This window comes from Hyphobacterium sp. (assembly GCF_965217055.1).
GTDB lineage: Bacteria > Pseudomonadota > Alphaproteobacteria > Caulobacterales > Maricaulaceae > Hyphobacterium.
Map to the genome: position 1 here is coordinate 1,184,621 of NZ_OZ244227.1, position 17,873 is coordinate 1,202,493.

The window sequence follows — 17,873 nt, forward strand, 5'->3', positions numbered from 1 at the left end:
GCTGGCCTGCGGCCAGCACCTCACCATGAGGTGGGTGGCGGCTTTTTCAAGCCACCCGCAACGCCTCCACCACGGCGCGGAAATCGTCGCGCAACGGGGCCGGACGGCGAGATTTCGCGTCGACATAGACGTGGACGAAGAAGGCTTCCGCCGCGGCGGTGTCGGAATCCTTCGCGAAGGCGCCGACCTCGTAGCGCACGGACGAATTCCCGACATGCGCGACGCGAAGCCCGATCTCGACCGGTTCGGGATAGGCCAGCGAAGCGAAATACTTGCAGCCGGATTCGACCACGAGCCCGATCCGGTCGCTGGTCGCCGGATCGAGCACGCCGGCCTCGATCAAATACCGGTTCACGACGGTGTCGAGCAGCTCGTAATAGACGACATTGTTGAGATGGCCGTAGACATCATTGTCCTGCCAGCGCGTCGCGATCTCGTGAAAGACGGCATAATCGGCGCGGGTCGCGGGCGCGGCGCTCACACGATCTCCTCATAGAGCTTGACGATGTCGTCATAGGTGAGTTCGCGCGGATTGTTGGGCAGAAGGCGGTCATTGGCTGCAACATCCTCGGCCATGCGCGGAATGTCGTTGTGCGAAATGCCAAGCTGCGACAGGCGGCGTTCGATCCCCGTCGATTCGGCGATCCGCTCCATCTCGGCAATGAGCGCTGCAGAAGAGGCCTCCAGCGCCAGATGCCCCGCTATTTCGGCATAGAGTTTCTCGGCCGCGGCGGCGTTAAATTTCAGCACCGGCGGCAGGACGACCGAGTTCGATAGGCCGTGCGGCACGTGGAAAATCCCGCCCAGCGGATAGGCCATGGCGTGCACCGCGCCGACTGGCGAGTTGGAGAAGGCCTGTCCCGCCAGCATGGCCCCGAGCAGCATGTCGCCGCGCGCTTCGAGATTGGACGGTTCCTCGCAGGCGGTGAGGATCGCGCCCTGCAGCTTCTTAAGCGCGGCAAGGGCGAGCGCGTCGGACACAGGGTTTTTCGAACGCTTGTTGGTGAAGGCCTCGATGGCGTGGACCATGGCGTCGATGCCGGTCGCCGCCGTCGCATGGCGCGGCAGGCCCAGCGTCAGTTCCGGATCGAGGATCGCCATGTCGGCATAGAGCGGACCGGCGGCAATCCCGCGCTTCGAGGTGGCGCCGGTGGTGATGACGGCGACATTGGTGACTTCCGATCCGGTGCCCGCCGTGGTCGGGATCATGATCGAGGGCAGGCCGTCGACGCGCACCTGCTCGACGCCATACATTTCCGACAGGGGCTGATCGCCGCCGGCGAGGAGCGAAACGACTTTGGCCGTGTCCATCGGTGAGCCGCCGCCGAAGGCGATGACGGCCTCTGCGCCAAAGGCGCGAGCCTTGGCGGCGGCTTCCAGCACGACGGCTTCAGGCGGATCGGCAACGACCTCGTCATAGATGAAAACGTCAAAACCGTCAGCTTCCAGCGCGGCCAACGCATCGTCGATCAGGCCGGCGCCCCGGACACCCTTGTCGGTGACGAAGAAGAGGCGTTTCGCGCCCTTGAGAACTGGTTCGGCCAGTCTGGACAAGTGCTTAGAAGCGCCGGCTTCAAAGACAATGTGCGGAACGGTGCGGAAGGAAAAGGCGTGCATGGGCGGGAGAGTAGTCGCGCCGGATGGTCTGACAAGTCTCAACCCCTCACCCGAATGTTCATCGCTTCGCGAACTCACATTCTTCCCTCTCCCCTTTCAAAGGGGAGAGGGAGAGAAAGGCGGCCACCAATGTGGGCGACTTTCGAGGGTGAGGGGTTCGCGACCCTATTGCATCGTCGGGATGACAAACGCCTGGTCACCGATATCGCCGGTGGGCCAGCGCTGGGTCACCGTCTTGATCTTGGTGAAGAAGCGGATGCCCTCAGTGCCGTACTGGTTGGTGTCGGTGAAGGCCGAGCGCTTCCAGCCGCCGAAGGAGTGATAGGCGACCGGCACCGGGATCGGCACATTGATGCCGACCATGCCGACCTGCACCTTGGCCGCGAATTCGCGCGCGGCGAGGCCGGAGCGCGTGAACAGGGCGACGCCGTTGCCGTACTGGTGATCGCTGGGCAGGTGGGCGGCCTCGTCGAGATTTTCCGCGCGCACGACTTGCAGCACCGGTCCGAAGATTTCCTCTTCATAGGACTGCATTCCGGGCTTCACATTGTCGAACAGGGTCGGGCCGATGAAGAAGCCCTTCTCATGCCCTTGCAGCGAGAAGCCGCGGCCGTCGAGAAGGAGGTCGGCGCCTTCTTTCTCGCCCATGGTGATGTAGTCCTCGACACGCTGCTTGTGCGCGGCGGAAACGACCGGGCCGTAATGCGCGTCCGGATCGGTGGAGACGCCGACGCGCAGCTTGGCGGCTTCTTCCTTGATGCGGCTGACGAATTCCTCGGCCGTATCGCGGCCGACCGGGACGGCGACGGGCAGCGCCATGCAGCGCTCGCCGGCCGAACCGAAGGCGGCACCGAGGAAATCGTTGACGACCTGGTCCATGTCGGCGTCCGGCATGATGATGCCGTGGTTCTTGGCCCCGCCCATGGCCTGGAAACGCTTGCCGTGGTCGGTACAGGTCCTGGCGATGTAATGGGCAATGTCGGAGGAGCCGACGAAGGACACCGCCTTGATGTCGTCATGGGTCAGGAGCGCGTCGACCGCCTGCTTGTCGCCATGGACGATTTGCAGCACGCCTTCCGGCAGGCCGGCCTCCATCCACAATTCGGCAAGGCGGACCGGGACGCTCGGATCCTTTTCCGACGGTTTCAGGACCAGCGCATTGCCGGTCGAGATCGCCATGCCCATGAACCACATCGGGATCATGGCCGGGAAGTTGAACGGCGAGATGCCGGCGACCACGCCCAGCGGCTGGCGCATGGAATAGACATCGATGCCGGTGCCCGCGCTTTCGGTGTATTCGCCCTTCATCAGGTGCGGCACGCCGCAGGCAAACTCGATCACTTCCAGGCCGCGGATGATATCGCCCTTGGAATCGGCGATAACCTTGCCGTGCTCGGATGACAGGAGCTCGGCGAGAGAGTCCATCTCGTCCTCGACCAGCGTCTTGTATTTCATCAACACGCGGGCGCGGCCCTGCGGGTTCATCGCGGCCCAGGCGCGCTGGCCCTGCTTGGCGCTTTCGATGGCTTTCGCGACCTCCGCCTCGTCGGCAAACTGGACGCGCGCCTGCACTTCGCCGGTATTGGGATTGTAGACATCACCGAACTTGCCGGTGGAGCCGGTGAAGCTCTTGCCATCGATGAAATGATTGATCTCGCGCATCGGTTTCTCCCTCGCCATCGGGCGGTGAACTCTTTGGCCGCTCATATCGCGCGCGGCGGGAGGAAGGTCAAATGACGTGTCAGGCATTCCCCCCTCCCCCTCGATTCGCGAAGCGGCTAGAGTGGTGATTCGTTAAGGCGAAGCAGGCCAGCCTCGCCTTTTCACCATGGGGGACATTCCCGGCATGCCCGAAGCCGGACCGGACATAACGCAAATCGTCTCGATCTCCGTCACCCTGGCGGCCGTCATATTCGCTCTCATTGCCGGCGCATGGGCCTATCGCCTGACCGCCGGTGCGCGCGCGGCGCAGGCGCTGTGGCGCAAACGCTCGCGCGAACTGGAAGACAAGATCGCCCGCGCCGATGGCGTGTTCGGCGCATTTCCCGGCCTGGTCCTGGTGTGGGACGATGCGCCTGAACTGACCGACGGTCAGCTGGGCAGCTGGGGCAAGCCGCGGATTTTCGGGTCGCCGTCCGCGCTCGCCAGTCTCTTGAAATTCGCCGAAGCCAGCGATGGTCCCGATCCTGCCTCCCTGCTGCTGGAAGGCGTCGCCGACTATGAAGCGCGCTCCGCGGCAGGCGACGACACCACGCTGCGCCGGCGGTTTGCCGAGCTGATCGCCGACGGGCGGCCGTTTTCGCTGACGATTATCGGGCCGGAAGGCCGGTTTCTCGAGGCCGATGCCCGGGCCGCCGGCAGCCAGCTCGTCGTCTGGCTGTCGGATGCAACCATTCGCGGACTCGATGAATCCGAGGCCCGCGGCCGCGTCGAGGACGCACGGCGGCAGCTGGAGGCCGACCCGATCGCCATTCTCGACACGCTGGAACGTGCGCCCTTCCCGGCCTGGCGGATGAATGCGTCGGGCCGCATCATCTGGGCCAATGCGGCCTACGCCCGCGCTGTTGAAGCGGCGGGACCGACGGTTGTGCTCGAAGAACAGATCGCGCTGGAGCCGGCGATCAAGACGCTTGCGCTGGACGCCGCCAAGTCGGGTGAAGCCGTGTCCGCGCTGAAGCCGGTTGTCGTCGACGGCGCGCGCCGGGCGCTTGATCTGGTCAGCTTCCCGATTTCGGGCGGCGCGGCCGGGTTTGCGCTCGATGTCACCGATGGTGAAGAGGCCAAGACTGCCCTCAAGCGCTTCCGCCGCGCTTTCGACGATACGCTGAACCAGCTCGCAGAGGCGGTCGCGGTATTCGATCGCGGCCAGAAGCTGGTTTTCCGCAATACGGCGTTCGACAATCTGTTCGGGCTGGACGCAAAAATGCTCGACGCCCGACCCGGTCATGGCGAGATGCTGGACCGGCTGCGGGAAGCGCGGAAAATCCCCGAGCAGGCCGATTACGCCGGCTGGAAGAAGGGCGAGCTGGCGCGCTACGATGATGCGCCGGATGCCGAAATCCCGGACGATTTGTGGAATCTACCGGACGGGCGAACGCTGCGCGTTGCGCGTCAGCGCAATCCGCTGGGCGGGCTGTTGCTGGTGTTCGAGGACAAGACCGACGAATTGTCACTGCGCGCCCGCTACAACACGCTGATCAATGTGCAGCGCGCCACGCTCGACAAGCTGCATGAGGCGGTGGCCGTGTTCGGCTCGGATGGCCGGCTGCGGCTGCACAATGCGGAATTCGAGCGGTTGTGGAATCTCGACGCTGCGGAGCTCGAAGGCCGACCCGAGCTGGAAATCGTCGCCGAGAAATGCGCTGCCCTGTTCGACGATCCCGACATGTGGTCGGAAATGAAGGCCCGGGTTGCCGATCCCAGCCCGGAAGCCCGCCGTCACGTCACCGGCGAAATGGAACGCGAGGACGGCAAGACACTGGTGTGGCTGTCGCGGCCGCTGCCGGATGGTGCGACGCTGATCGCCTGGCAGGACGTCACCGACAGCCGCCGGATCGAGGAAGCGCTGCGCGAGCGCGCCGAGGCGCTGGAAGCGTCTGAACGGATGAAGGGCGAATTCGTTGAGCATGTGAGCTATCAACTGCGCACGCCGCTGACGACGATCACCGGCTATACGGACATGATCCTGCAGGGCATTGCCGGGGAGCTGAGCGAACAGCAATCGACCTATGTCGGTTATGTACGCAGCGCCGCCGACGAGCTCGAGAAAATGGTCACCGACATTCTCGACGTTGCCGCCATCGATGCCGGCCAGCTGGAGCTGGAAGCCTCGGATACCGACCTGAAAGACGTGGTGCAGGACGCGGTCGAGCTGCTCGCCTCGAAGGCCGAGCACTCCGGCGTCCGGCTGGCGATCAACGCGCCGTCCGGCGAGGCCAGGATTACCGGCGACGCCAAGCGGCTACGGCAGATCACGGTGAACATGCTGTCAAACGCGTTGAAACACACGCCGCGCGAGGGCCGTATCACGCTGACAGTGAAAAAGAACGAGGACGGTGCCTCGATTTCCGTCTCCGATACCGGCGAGGGCATCGATCCTGACCGCCAGGCGACGGTCTTCGAGAGATTCGAACGGGGCAGTCGCGGCGGTGCCGGGCTGGGCCTCGCGCTTGTCAAGGAAATCGTCGAAATGCATGGCGGCTGGGTCGATCTCGCCTCGGAACCGGAGAAAGGCACGACCGTGGTCTGCCATCTGCCGACGTTCGCGAAGATCGACGCCGCCCCGGAACTCGACCTCACCGGCCTGTTGCGTCCCGATGGCGAGAAGGCCGCCGCTGACGGCTAGCCCTGATATTCCGGCATGCGGACGACAAGCCCGTCGAGCTCGGCCGAAACCTTGATCTGGCAGGAAAGGCGCGAATTCGGTTCCACATCCGTGGCAAAGTCCAGCATCGATTCCTCGACGCCGCTTTTCTCGCCGGTCTTGCCGAGCCAGGCTTCGTCAACATAGACGTGACAGGTCGCACAGGCGCAGGCGCCACCGCAATCGGCATCGATTCCCGGCACCATGTTGCGGATCGCGCCCTCCATGACGGTCAGGCCGTCGGCGACATCGACCTCGTGTTTCGTCCCGTCGTGCTCGATATAGGTGATCTTTGCCATCAGCTTCCTCCGCAGACCGCAGGCGAATTGGCGGTTGAAGCCCCGAAAGTCAAGGCATGGACGCTTGCCGGGCGCCGCCGGGATCACTAATCCGGGATCATGTCCCGCCGCGACCCGATTGCCCTGCCCGATCCTGATGCAACCGAAGCCCTGGGTGCGCGGCTCGGTGCCGTGCTGCATCCGGGCGATATCGTGCTGCTGCACGGCGAGCTCGGAGCCGGCAAGACAACGCTGGCACGCGGGCTGATTGCCGCGCTGTGCGATGTCGACGAGGTGCCCAGCCCCACTTACACGCTGATGCAGCATTATGACACGCGGGCCGGCGCCTGGCTGGTGCATGCCGATCTCTACCGCATCGAGGATGAGGGCGAGCTCGTCGAGCTTGGTCTCGACGAGGCGTTCGACAGCGCGATCTGCCTGATCGAATGGCCTGACCGGTTGGGTGGCCATCTGCCGGAACGCCGGATCGATCTTCACCTAATGGCGGACGGCGGCGCCCGAATCGCCGATATTGTTGCGGTTGGCGAATGGGGAGGCCGGCTGGACAATGTCTGATCGTGATGCGGAGATCGCGGAATTCCTGCGCCAGGCGGGCTGGGGGGCGGCCGAGCAAGTGGCTTTTCCCGGAGATGCGTCGACGCGCAGCTACCGGCGACTGTTCCGTGGTGATGAGACCGCCGTCCTGATGAATGCGCCTGCACAGGCCGAAGCGCCAGCCTGTCCGCCGGATGCGAGCCCGGAAGAGCGCGAGAAGCTTGGCTATAACGCCCTGGCAAGACTGGCCGGACCCAATCTTGCGGCTTTTGCCGGTCTGACGGAGGCGCTGACGGAGCGCGGCTTCTCGGCGCCGCGCATGTTTGCGGCCGACCTGCCGGCCGGCCTTCTCCTGCTCGAAGACCTTGGCGATGACCTGTTTGCACGGGCCATACCTCGCGGAGCCGACGAGGCCGGGCTTTACGCGCATGCCGTCGACACGCTGGCGGCAATCTACCGATCGAGCTTCCCTGGCGAGCTCACTGCGCAAGGCGGCCATTGGCAGGTCATGGACTATGATCCACCCGCAATGCTTGCGGAGGCCGCGCTTTTGCTGGACTGGTTTGTGGAGCGCCATCTGGGCCGCACGGTCGGTACATCCGAGCGCGCCGACTGGACGCGTGTCTGGTCGACGTCTTTCGAGTCGCTGGCGACGGACGTGCCGGGGCTCGCACTGCGCGACTATCACGCCGAGAATTTGATCTGGCTGCCGGACCGGCAGGGTTCCGCCCGGACCGGGTTGATCGACTATCAGGACGCGTTGTTCGCGCACCCGGCCTACGATCTTGTCTCATTGCTTGAAGATGCACGACGCGATGTGCCGCGCGATCTGCAGCTGGCAATGAAGGACCGGTTCGTTCGTGCATCGCACCTCTCGGACCGGGATGCCTTCGACGCCGCCTACGCCGTGCTTGGCGGGCAGCGCAATGCGAAGATCCTCGGCATTTTCGTGCGTCTCGCCATGCGCGACGGCAAGCCGAAATACCTTGATCTGCTGCCGCGGGTGGCACGCCATTTCCTCACAGATATCTCGCACCCCGCCCTTTCGGAGGTGCGGCGGCTGATCCATGATCTGGCCCCCGAAATCGAGGCAATCGCGCGGCAATGACCTCCATCAGGACAGGCATGGCACTGGCGGCCGGGCTCGGCACGCGGATGCAACCGCTGACGCTGACCCGCCCGAAAGCGCTGGTCGAGGTCGGCGACCGGCCATTGCTCGACCATGTGCTGGACCGGTTTGCCATGAGCGGGATCAAGCGCGCCGTCGTCAATGTCCACCATTTCGCCGATCAGATGCGAGCTCACCTCGCGGCGCGCAAAGGTGCGCCGGAGATTGCGATATCGGATGAGAGTGACGCGGTACTCGAGACCGGCGGGGGGCTGGTTAAGGCGCGCGGGCTGCTCGGCAAAACGCCGGTTGTCGTATCCAATATCGACGCGATCTGGACCGAGTCCGGCGTCCCCCAGCTGGACCGCCTGATCGCCGCCTTCGACTCGGAACAAATGGATGCGTTATTGCTGCTGGCACCCGCCGGGAATACGCTCGGCTATGGCGGTGCCGGGGATTTTTTCCTGGATGCGGATGGCCGTGTCCGGCGGCGGGGCGAGGCGGCGACCGCGCCTTTCGTATATTCCGGCACGCAAATCCTGAACCCGCGCATCCTGGACGCATATCGCGAGGAGCGGTTTTCGCTGAACCGGATCTGGAACGACCTCCTGGTCCGCGGCCGTGTTTCCGGGCAGGTCATGGAGGCGTTCTGGATGCATGTGGGCGATCCCGATGCCCGCGATGCCGCCGAACGCAAACTGGGATGAGCCGCATTTTCGACACGCCAGCGCCGCGCGTCTTCACAACGCCCCCGCAGGCCGATTTTCTGCAACTTCTCGCAGGAACTCTGAAGGCGGAATTCGGCCAAACGCCGGAATCGCTGGCCAGGGTGACGGTTTTGACCCCCACGCGGCGGGCCGGACGCGCATTGGCGGCGGCCTTTACCCGGCTCGACGACGGTCAACAGGCGACGCTCCTGCCTCTGATCCGGCCGATCGGCGATGTCGACGCCGATGATCCGCCGTTCGAGCCGGGCGAGCTCGCGGGGATCGCGCCGGAGGCGATCAATCCGGTGCGGCGCACGTTCGAACTGGCGCGCCTGATCCTCGAGAAGGACAAGGCGCAATCTGGCGACATGCACCCGTCCGGCGCGATTGCACTGGCGGGCCCGCTGGCCGCGCTGATTGACGATCTGGAGACAGAAGAGACCGGCGATGTAACCGCCCTCGGTGAAACCCTGCGGTCGCTGTTGCCGGCGCATCTGCGCGAATCCGCCGATTTCGTTTCGATTGTCTTGACCTATTGGCCGCGACGACTGGCCGAACTGGGCTTTACCGACCCGGCACAGCGCCGATCGACCCTGCTCGCCGCGCTGGCGGACCGCTGGCGGGAAACGCCGCCACCGGGACCGGTGATTGCGGCGGGATCCACCGGATCCATTCCGGCGGCGGCCGATCTGATGTCGGCGATTGCGCATCTGCCGCAAGGCGCGGTTGTCTTGCCGGGCCTCGACCGCGATCTCGACGACAAGGCGTGGGCGGCGCTGGAATCCGACGACCAACATCCACAGCAGGCGATGCAGGCCTTTCTCAAGCGGATCAATCTGCCCCGCGACAAAGTCGCCGACTGGCCGGGACAGGCGGCCAACCGCGCGGCGCTTGGACGCCAGCGCATCCTGGCCGAAGCGTTGCGGCCAGCGGAGGAGACCGGCGACTGGTTGAAACGGATCGACGGGCTGGAGAAGGGCCGCGGCGAGGGATTTCTCGACAGCGGATTTGCCGGATTGTCGGTGATCGAGGCACCGACGCCTGAAATGGAGGCCCGCGCGATTGCGTTGGCGCTGCGCGAGACGCTGGAGACGCCCGGAAAGACGGCGATGGTGGTGACACCGGATCGCGGCATCGCGGACCGGGTCCTGTCGGCCATGCGCGGTTATGGCGTGGCGCTGGACGATTCCGCAGGCCGTCCCCTGTTGCAAACACCGGCGGGCAGTTTCCTGCGGCTTATCCTCAATGCCGCCCTCGATCCCGGGGCCACAAAGCCGCTAGCCGCGCTGTGGGCGTCTCCGCTGTTCGCGCTGGGCGAGGACCGGCCGGCCTTGAAGCGGCAGCTGGACCGTATCGACCTGGCTCTGCGCGGCGCCCGTCCGGGGCGAGCCTTCGCGGCAGTAATGGGGCGATTGCAGCATGATGAGGATCGTCAGCTCCTGTCGCGGCTGACCCATCAGCTTGAAAAACTCGATTCGGCGGACCGCCCTGTTGCGGACTGGGCCCGCCAGCATGCCGCGATCGCCGAAGCGCTCGCAGAGGATGACCGGCAACCCGGTGCCATGCGGCTCTGGCGCCAGGAAGACGGCGAGGCCGCCGCGACTCTGATGCGCGAACTGATATCGGAGTCCGATGTGCTGCCGGCGCTGTCGCTCACCGCCTATGGCGAGCTCTACGACACGCTGGCGCGCAGCCGGCCCGTGCGGCCGCGCGGAGACGTGCATCCGCGGCTGCGCCTTCTGGGACCGATCGAAGCGCGGCTGTTGTCGGCTGACCGGGTGATCCTGGCCGGGCTCAATGAAGGCGTCTGGCCAGCAGCGTTGGGGCTCGACCCCTGGATGTCCCGGGGCATGCGGGCGGAAGCGGGACTGCCGCCGCGCGAGAAGCGGCTGGGCCTAGCCGCCCACGATTTTGCACAGCTTGCTTCCGCACCGGAAGCGATCCTGACCCGCTCGGAACGGCAGGACGGCGCGCCTGCCGTTGCCTCGCGCTGGCTGTGGCGCCTGAAAACACTGGCACGCGGGGCGCTTGGCGCAGCTGCCGACAATGCCCTCAAGCCAGGCACGGATTATCTCGGGCTGGCGCGCGCGCTCGACCATACACCGGTTCCAGATCCTGCCAGCGAGCCCTGCCCCTGCCCGCCGGTCAGCGAGCGTCCCCGCACCCTGTCCGTCACCGAGGTGCGGAACTGGATCCGTGACCCGTATTCGATCTATGCCCGGCGCATTCTGGGTCTACGGCCCACAGACGGTCTCGATCAGGACACGCAGGCCGCCGAGCGCGGCACCGCCATTCACCGCGCGCTGGAAGTGTTTCTCAAGCAATGCGGCCCCGGCCCGTTGCCAGAGAATGCGCTGCGCGATCTGCTGAAACTGGGCCGGGATGCGGCAATCGATGCCGGTGTGGACGAAGCCGAGCTGGTGCCGGAGATGATCCGCTTCGAGCGCCTGGCGCGCTGGTTTCTGGACTGGGAGACGAAGCGCCGTGAGGCCGGAACCCAGCCGGCCGCTCTGGAATGCCGCGGGGAATGGGATGTCGCCGGGACCGGTTTCGTCCTGCGCGGCAAAGCAGACCGGCTGGACGTTCGTGCCGATCACCGTGTCGACATTCTCGACTACAAGACCGGGCGTACGCCGTCTCCAGCGGCCACTGCCGCCGGGTTCGAACCGCAAGCGCCGCTGGAGGCGGCGATGGTGCGTGACGGTGCATTCATCGGCATGGACCCTGCCGAGCCAGGCGATCTCATCTATGTGCGGCTGAGTGGTGGCCGCACAGCCGGCGAGGAAAAGCGGGTCAATGAAGGCCGCAGCGCGAAACCGACTGATCAACTGGTCTTCGAGTACTCGGAGATCCTGCGCAAGCTCGTCACGCGGTACGCGGTTGCGGACATGCCCTACCGCTCGCAGATCTTCGCCCAGTACGAAAACGATTGGGGTGATTATGACCGGCTGGCGCGGCGCGCCGAATGGTCGTCCGCCGAGGACGATCAGGGCGGTGCGTCATGACGCCCGCCATCGATCACGCGACCGAACAACAGACGCTGGCGGCCCGGCCAGATCATCACATTCATGTCGAGGCCAATGCCGGATCCGGCAAGACACGGGTGCTCGTCAACCGCGTCGCCCGGCTGTTGCTGAGTGGCTCGGCGCCGGACAAGATTCTGTGCCTGACCTACACCAAGGCCGCCGCAGGAGAGATGAAATCGCGGCTTTTCCAGACACTCGGCGACTGGTCGATCGCGGACGATGAAAGCCTGCGCGGCCGGCTCAACAGGCTCTACAATGACGACGGGCGGGACTATTCCGCCGATGACCTTACCCAGGCCCGGAAACTGTTCGCCCGCGCATTGGAAACACCCGGTGGCCTGGCGGTTCAGACCATTCACGCCTTCTGCCAATCGCTGCTGCAGCGTTTTCCGCTCGAAGCGGGGCTGCCGCCGGGTTTCGATATCGCCGACGATTCCGAAGCGCGCGCCATCGCGGCCGGAGCGCGGCGCGACCTGCTGCTGTCCGCCCAGACCGACAAACGCCTGCATGCGGCGCTGGAAACGGTCTATGCCCGCGGGGTCGACAGTTTCGACCTGATCGTGCGCATGGCGACCGGAAACAGGCTCGAGTTCGGCCGGACCCTATTGAAGCAGGGAGAAGACGGGCTGGTTCGGGATCTGCGCGCGGAGCTGGGGGTGGCGGAAACCGTCACTGCGGCCGGGCTATGCGAGAGCGGTTGGATCGAAGCGCCGCATGCGGCGCTGGAATCCGCCGCATTAACGCTGCAGACGGGCGGAAAGACGGACCAGAAGGCGGCGGAACTCATCCGTACCGCCCTTGCCTCGACCGACCCCGTGCTGGCGCTCGAAACCATTTCCGGCGTCTACTTCACCCAAAAAGGCGATTTAAGGAAAACCTTCTGCACGAAGGCAATCAAAGATGCGGCGCCGGCCATTGACGGTCTCCTGACACGCGAGGCGGCGCGTCTTGATGATCTGCGGCGACAGGTGGCCGCCGCCGAGATGGCGGAAGCCTCGGAAGCAGCCAACACCATAGGCGCCGATTTCACCCGCCGGTACGAGGCGGCGCTGCGCGCGCGGCGGCGGCTGGATTATTCCGACTTGATCGCCTTTTCGGTGAGCTTGCTGGAGGACGCCGAGGCGCGCGACTGGGTCCGCTACAAGCTCGATGCCGGCATAGACCATGTCCTCGTTGACGAGGCGCAGGACAATGCTCCCGAGCAATGGCGGTTGATCGGGGCGCTGGTGGAGGAATTCTTCGCCGGATCCGGCATTGAACGCGCGGAACCGAAGACTGTTTTCACCGTCGGTGATGAGAAACAGTCGATCTATTCCTTCCAGGGCGCCGAGCCCAAGCGCTTCCTGGAATGGGGCGCGCGGGTCCGCCTGCAATCGCGGAATGCCGGGCAGGCATTCGAAATGCCGGCGCTTTCGGTCTCCTTCCGATCCTCGCGCGTCATCCTCGACGCCGTCGATGCCGCGTTCGAGCCCGAGCGCCTGCTGGGTGAGATCAAGGCCGTTCCGCGCGCCCCGGAAAACAAGTTCGTCGCGCCCCCGGATATAGAATCCACTACATTCTCGCCTGCGCTGGAAGCCTTTGAACGCTACCAGACACACCAGGCCGCCTGGGAGGCGCGCCCCGGGCTGGTCGAATTGTGGCCCGCCGTGCCGCGGATCGCCAGCGATGACAAGCCGGACCCGACCGCACCGATCGATCGCGAGAGCGCCATGAGCCCGAGCCACAAGCTGGCGTTGCTCGTCGCTCAGGAAATCCGCCGCATCCTCGATGATGGCGATGCCGTTCATGACGAGGAAACCCACGAGCTCCGCCCGGCGGAACCGAAGGACATCATGGTGCTGGTCACGCGGCGCTCCGGCTTCTTCCGCGAACTGATCCGGCGGTTGAAACAGCTCGGGGTTCCTGTTGCCGGCGCCGACCGCATGGTTCTGACCGAGGAGCTGGCGGTCCAGGACCTTGTCTGTCTGGCCGAAGTGGCGCTCAATCCGCTGGACGATCTCAAGCTGGCGGAAATCCTCAAGACACCGTTCTTCGATCCAGCCGATGCTGCCGCGCCGATCGACGAAGAGACGCTGTACACGCTGGCGCACAAGCGAAAAGGCGCCTTGTGGGAGGCTTTGCGAAACAGTGCCGATCCGGCCTTCGCGGAGGCCAGGGACGCGCTGGTTCGCGCCCGCAATCGCATCGAGACGGCTGGAGTCTACGGATTCTTCGCCGATTTTCTCAACGAGCGTTCGGCGACAGGCGAAACACGGCAGAAGCGCATGCTGTCCCGGCTGGGCGAGGAAGCGCGCGATCCGGTCGAGGAGTTTCTCGCCCGGGCCCTGGCTTTCGAGCAGAAATCCACGGCTTCGCTGCCGGGTTTCATCGCGGAGCTGAACGCCGGCGAAGGGCAGGTCAAACGCGAGATGGACGAAGGCCGTGGCGAAGTGCGGGTGATGACCGTGCATGGCTCGAAAGGCCTGGAAGCACCGATTGTCATCCTTCCCGACACGACCACAAAAGCCCGGCTACGCGCCGAGCGAAGCCTGTATTTTGACAACCGGTTCGGGCTCGTCTGGGCGCCGTTCGGCCATATTCAGCCGGAGCTGTCGCAATTGCTCGCGGAGGAAGACGAACGCCGCGCCGAGGGGGAAAGCGCGCGCCTGCTCTATGTCGCGCTCACTCGGGCCAGTGACCGGTTGCTGGTCTGCGGCTGGAAGCGATTTGGCGCGCCAGGTCGCGTCGATGATCGCAGCTGGTACGACCGCCTGGACACACTCTGGCAGGGCGACGGTTGGCGGGCGTGCGAGACGCCCGTGCTTGATGCTGACGGCTGCATCTTGGCCGGCCGCCAGCGCGGCTCACAGCCGAAAAAGCTTGGCCCCGCCAAGGCAGCGCTCGAGGACATAGTCCTGCCCGATTGGGCGCTGCAGGCGGCGCAGGACGAGGTGCGGTCATCGCGGACCGTCGCGCCATCGCATCTAGCAGACGGTGATGAAGGGCCGGTCCTGTCCCCGCTCGCGGCGGATGGCCGGCATCGCTACCGGCGCGGCTCGCTCATTCACAAGCTGCTGGAAACACTGCCAGATCTGCCCGAAGAACGCCGTGAAGGCGCGGCCGAAGCCTATCTCGCAATCCAGCCCGACCTGGATGACAAAACGCTGTCGGAAATCGTGCGTGAAACCCTGGCGGTACTGGCGAATCCCGCCTTCGCCGCGCTGTTCGGTCCTGACAGCCTGGCTGAAGTGTCCCTGACCGGGACCGCGCCCGGCCTGCCGGAGGGTCTCGTGCTCAACGGCCAGGTCGACCGCCTCGTGGTAACCGATCACGAAGTTCTGATCGTCGACTACAAGACCAACCGGCCACCCCCGACCCGATTATCCGATGTGCCACGCCTTTATCTGGCCCAGATGGCCGCCTATCAGGCGCTTCTGCGGGCGATCCACCCGGACCGGATTGTGCGCTGTGCACTGGTCTGGACCGACGGTCCGCGGCTGATGGAACTGGAAGATGCCGCGCTCTCGGCCGCTCTCGCTTCGGGAGTGAAAGCTTGACGCTGGCGACCTCACTTCCTAGGTGACGGCAACCGGATTTCGCGCTGTGGAATCCGACAACAATAAGGAGAGTAGCGATGTCGACCATAGCGGTCAGCGATGACTCGTTCGAAAACGATGTTTTGAAAGCCGACAAGCCAGTCCTTGTGGACTTCTGGGCTGAATGGTGCGGCCCCTGCAAGCAGATCGGGCCGGCGCTGGAAGATCTCGCCAGCGAGATGTCGGACGAAATCACGATCGCCAAGGTCAATATCGACGAAAACCCGATGACGCCGTCCAAATATGGCGTACGCGGCATTCCGACCCTGATGATCTTCCGCGGCGGCGATGTCGCCTCGACGAAGATCGGCGCCATGGCCAAGGGCAAGATCGAGGAATGGATCAAGGAAACGCTGGTGTCAGCGGCGGCCTAGATCCGGTCTTCATGCAAGTTGATGAAGGGCTCGCCAGCAGGCGGGCCCTTTTTCGTTAGCCGCTGGTCCTGTGCGGCGTGATACCGGAATTGAGGCCCAGCACCTCCCCGGCGAGGTATAGCGAGCCGCAGATCAGGATTCGCGGCGCAGGTTCGTCGCGGATCGCATCGGCGATGGCAGAATAGAGGTCGGTATCGGTTTCGGCGACAAGGCCAGCTTCCACGGCGGCTTCTGCAAGCCTTGACGGAAGGTGCGACCCGTCGCGGCCACCGGAAAAGGAAATCGCCTGGACTCGGCGGGCCAGTCCAGCAAACGGCGAGAGAAAGGCCACGGCATCCTTGTTGGGTGACATGGCACAGATGAGAACGAGTGGGCGCGGCGCGCGCGCTTCGAGATCGGCCATGGCGCGGGCCAGGGCCTGACCTGCTGCTGCATTGTGACCGCCATCGAGCCAGACTTCAGCTTCGCCTGCCGCTTCGACGACCGGCCCGGACGCGAGGCGTTGCAGCCGTGCCGGCCAGCGCGCCGCCTCGAGCCCTTCGCGTACGGCAGGCTCGTCAATCCCGGCCGCGCGGGCCGCGGCGACGGCAATGCCGGCATTCACGATCTGGTGCTCACCCTTCAGCGCGGGGCGCGGCAGATCCCAGAGCAGGCTCTCTTCCTCGTAGACAAGCCGGCCCTGCTCGCTCCACGCCCGGTAGTCCCGGTCCCACAAGCGCGCCGGGGCGCCAATGGCATTGGCAATAGCGGTGATGCGGTCCTCGGCTTCCGGGCGCTGCGGACCGATAATGGCGGGAATACCGGTCTTGAGGATGCCCGCCTTCTCGCCAGCAATGCCGGCAATGTCGGTGCCGAGGAATTCCGCATGATCGAGACTGACCGGCGTGATGACCGTCACTTGCGGCTTGGCGATGACATTGGTTGCATCGAACCGTCCGCCAAGACCGACTTCCAGGATCAGGCGGTCTGCCGGCGTTTCGGCGAACAGCAGCAGGGCCGCCGCCGTCGTGATCTCGAAAAAGGTAATGGGGGCGTCTTGATTGGCCGCTTCGCAACGCGCGAAGGCTGCGGTCAGCCGCGCATCATCGACGATCTCGCCGGCGAGCACGATGCGCTCGTTGAAGCGGACAAGATGCGGTGACGTATAAACATGGACGCGGTCACCGGCCGCTTCGGCCATGGCCCGCAAGTAGGCGCAAACGGAACCCTTGCCGTTCGTGCCGGCGACATGGATGACCGGTGGCAGGCGGTCCTGTGGCCGGCCGAGCTTTTCGAGCAAGGCCTCGAGGCGACCCAGCGACAGGTCGATCTTCTTCGGATGAAGAGCGGCGAGCCGGTCGAGAACCGGCTGCAACGCATCACTTTTCGGCATGGTCGGCCAGGGCCGTGGCGGTACGCAGTGCTGGTGTTGTAGAGCCCCCGCGCTTCATCAACGTGCGCAGCATGCGGCCAAGTACGGCGCGCAGATCGCGGCGATGCACAACGCGGTCAATCATGCCCTTTTCGAGGACGTATTCGGCGGTCTGGAAATCGTTGGGGAGTTTTTCACGAATGGTCTGCTCGATCACGCGGCGGCCGGCAAATCCGATCATCGCGCCGGGCTCGGCAATGTGGATGTCACCCAGCATCGCGTAGGATGCCGTCACGCCGCCGGTGGTCGGGTCGGTCAAGACGACGATATAGGGCAGGCCGGCTTCATTGAGTTCCTGGATGGCAAGCGTGGTGCGCGGCATCTGCATCAGTGACAGGCAGCCCTCCTGCATGCGCGCACCGCCAGCCGCGGTGAAAGCGATCAATGGTGTGCGGTCCTTCAAGGCCGCCTCGGCGGCGGTGATGAACGCTTCCCCGGCTGCCATGCCGAGCGAGCCGCCCATGAAGGCGAAGTCCTGCACCAGAACCGTCGTCGGCACACCGCCGACGGCACCCTGGCCGATCGCCATGGCATCTTCGCGGCCGGTCTTCTTGCGGGCCGCGGACAGGCGGGACGTGTAGGTCTTATCGTCCTTGAACTTCAGCGGATCCTTGGGAACTTCAGGTGTGTCCAGCGTCGTCCAGTCGCCGTCGAAAGTGAATTTGAAACGGTGTTCCGGGCCGATCCGCATGTGATGGCCGGCCGGCGTCACGAAGAGCCCAGCCTCGAGGTCCTTGTGGAAGACCATCTCTCCGGAGATCGGACATTTCATCCAGAGGTTTTCCGGCGTGTCCCGCTTGGAAAACATTTTCGAGACACCCGGGGGGGTGAGACGTTCCAGCCAGCTCATGGCAATCCT

Annotated in this window: 13 protein-coding genes; 7 read left to right on the forward strand and 6 right to left on the reverse strand. The window is 65.0% G+C overall.

Annotated features, from left to right (window positions below; genetic code table 11):
- Positions 1-46 precede the first annotated feature (46 nt).
- From ACOOFN_RS05925 to ACOOFN_RS05935, 3 genes are all read right to left on the reverse strand, one after another.
- Complete coding sequence (locus ACOOFN_RS05925) at positions 47-481, reverse strand: acyl-CoA thioesterase (protein WP_420434645.1); 435 nt, start codon at positions 479-481, stop codon at positions 47-49.
- Positions 478-1,617, reverse strand: coding sequence for an iron-containing alcohol dehydrogenase (locus ACOOFN_RS05930; RefSeq protein WP_420434647.1), 1,140 nt, complete (start codon positions 1,615-1,617; stop codon positions 478-480). The genes ACOOFN_RS05925 and ACOOFN_RS05930 overlap by 4 nt, the downstream gene beginning before the upstream one ends.
- Positions 1,618-1,782: 165 nt before the next feature.
- Complete coding sequence (locus ACOOFN_RS05935; protein ID WP_420434651.1) at positions 1,783-3,279, reverse strand: CoA-acylating methylmalonate-semialdehyde dehydrogenase; 1,497 nt, start codon at positions 3,277-3,279, stop codon at positions 1,783-1,785.
- Positions 3,280-3,445: 166 nt separating this feature from the next.
- Here ACOOFN_RS05935 and ACOOFN_RS05940 point away from each other — a divergent pair, with 166 nt between their 5' ends.
- Positions 3,446-5,962 carry an ATP-binding protein gene (locus tag ACOOFN_RS05940; RefSeq protein WP_420434653.1) on the forward strand — a complete coding sequence of 839 codons (2,517 nt, stop codon included), beginning with the start codon at positions 3,446-3,448 and terminating at the stop codon, positions 5,960-5,962.
- Here ACOOFN_RS05940 and ACOOFN_RS05945 read toward each other — a convergent pair.
- Positions 5,959-6,279: a 2Fe-2S iron-sulfur cluster-binding protein gene (locus tag ACOOFN_RS05945; protein WP_420434655.1), complete on the reverse strand. Its 321-nt coding sequence runs from the start codon at positions 6,277-6,279 to the stop codon at positions 5,959-5,961. The genes ACOOFN_RS05940 and ACOOFN_RS05945 overlap by 4 nt on opposite strands.
- A gap of 99 nt (positions 6,280-6,378) precedes the next feature.
- Between ACOOFN_RS05945 and tsaE the strand changes: the two genes are divergently transcribed.
- The 6 genes from tsaE to trxA all read left to right on the forward strand — a co-directional run bounded on the left by tsaE (position 6,379) and on the right by trxA (position 15,603).
- The gene (gene tsaE / locus ACOOFN_RS05950; protein ID WP_420434657.1) at positions 6,379-6,834 is read left to right on the forward strand and encodes a tRNA (adenosine(37)-N6)-threonylcarbamoyltransferase complex ATPase subunit type 1 TsaE; all 456 of its coding nucleotides are present in this window, start codon (positions 6,379-6,381) and stop codon (positions 6,832-6,834) included.
- On the forward strand, positions 6,827-7,921 hold the full coding sequence (locus ACOOFN_RS05955; protein ID WP_420434659.1) for an aminoglycoside phosphotransferase family protein: 1,095 nt from the start codon (positions 6,827-6,829) through the stop codon (positions 7,919-7,921). Before tsaE ends, ACOOFN_RS05955 begins: the two co-directional genes overlap by 8 nt.
- Positions 7,918-8,628 (forward strand): nucleotidyltransferase family protein, encoded by a 711-nt coding sequence (locus tag ACOOFN_RS05960; protein WP_420434661.1) that lies wholly within the window; start codon positions 7,918-7,920, stop codon positions 8,626-8,628. The genes ACOOFN_RS05955 and ACOOFN_RS05960 overlap by 4 nt, the downstream gene beginning before the upstream one ends.
- Positions 8,625-11,633, forward strand: coding sequence for a PD-(D/E)XK nuclease family protein (locus tag ACOOFN_RS05965; protein WP_420434663.1), 3,009 nt, complete (start codon positions 8,625-8,627; stop codon positions 11,631-11,633). Before ACOOFN_RS05960 ends, ACOOFN_RS05965 begins: the two co-directional genes overlap by 4 nt.
- A complete protein-coding gene (locus ACOOFN_RS05970) occupies positions 11,630-15,190 on the forward strand; it encodes a UvrD-helicase domain-containing protein (protein WP_420434665.1) in 3,561 nt (1,186 codons plus the stop codon). The genes ACOOFN_RS05965 and ACOOFN_RS05970 overlap by 4 nt, the downstream gene beginning before the upstream one ends.
- Positions 15,191-15,267: 77 nt before the next feature.
- On the forward strand, positions 15,268-15,603 hold the full coding sequence (trxA, locus tag ACOOFN_RS05975; RefSeq protein WP_420434667.1) for a thioredoxin TrxA: 336 nt from the start codon (positions 15,268-15,270) through the stop codon (positions 15,601-15,603).
- A gap of 55 nt (positions 15,604-15,658) precedes the next feature.
- Here trxA and ACOOFN_RS05980 read toward each other — a convergent pair whose 3' ends face one another.
- Positions 15,659-16,975: a bifunctional folylpolyglutamate synthase/dihydrofolate synthase gene (locus tag ACOOFN_RS05980; protein ID WP_420434669.1), complete on the reverse strand. Its 1,317-nt coding sequence runs from the start codon at positions 16,973-16,975 to the stop codon at positions 15,659-15,661.
- A complete protein-coding gene (gene accD / locus ACOOFN_RS05985) occupies positions 16,962-17,864 on the reverse strand; it encodes an acetyl-CoA carboxylase, carboxyltransferase subunit beta (protein WP_420434671.1) in 903 nt (300 codons plus the stop codon). The genes ACOOFN_RS05980 and accD overlap by 14 nt, the downstream gene beginning before the upstream one ends.
- Positions 17,865-17,873: the final 9 nt, after the last annotated feature.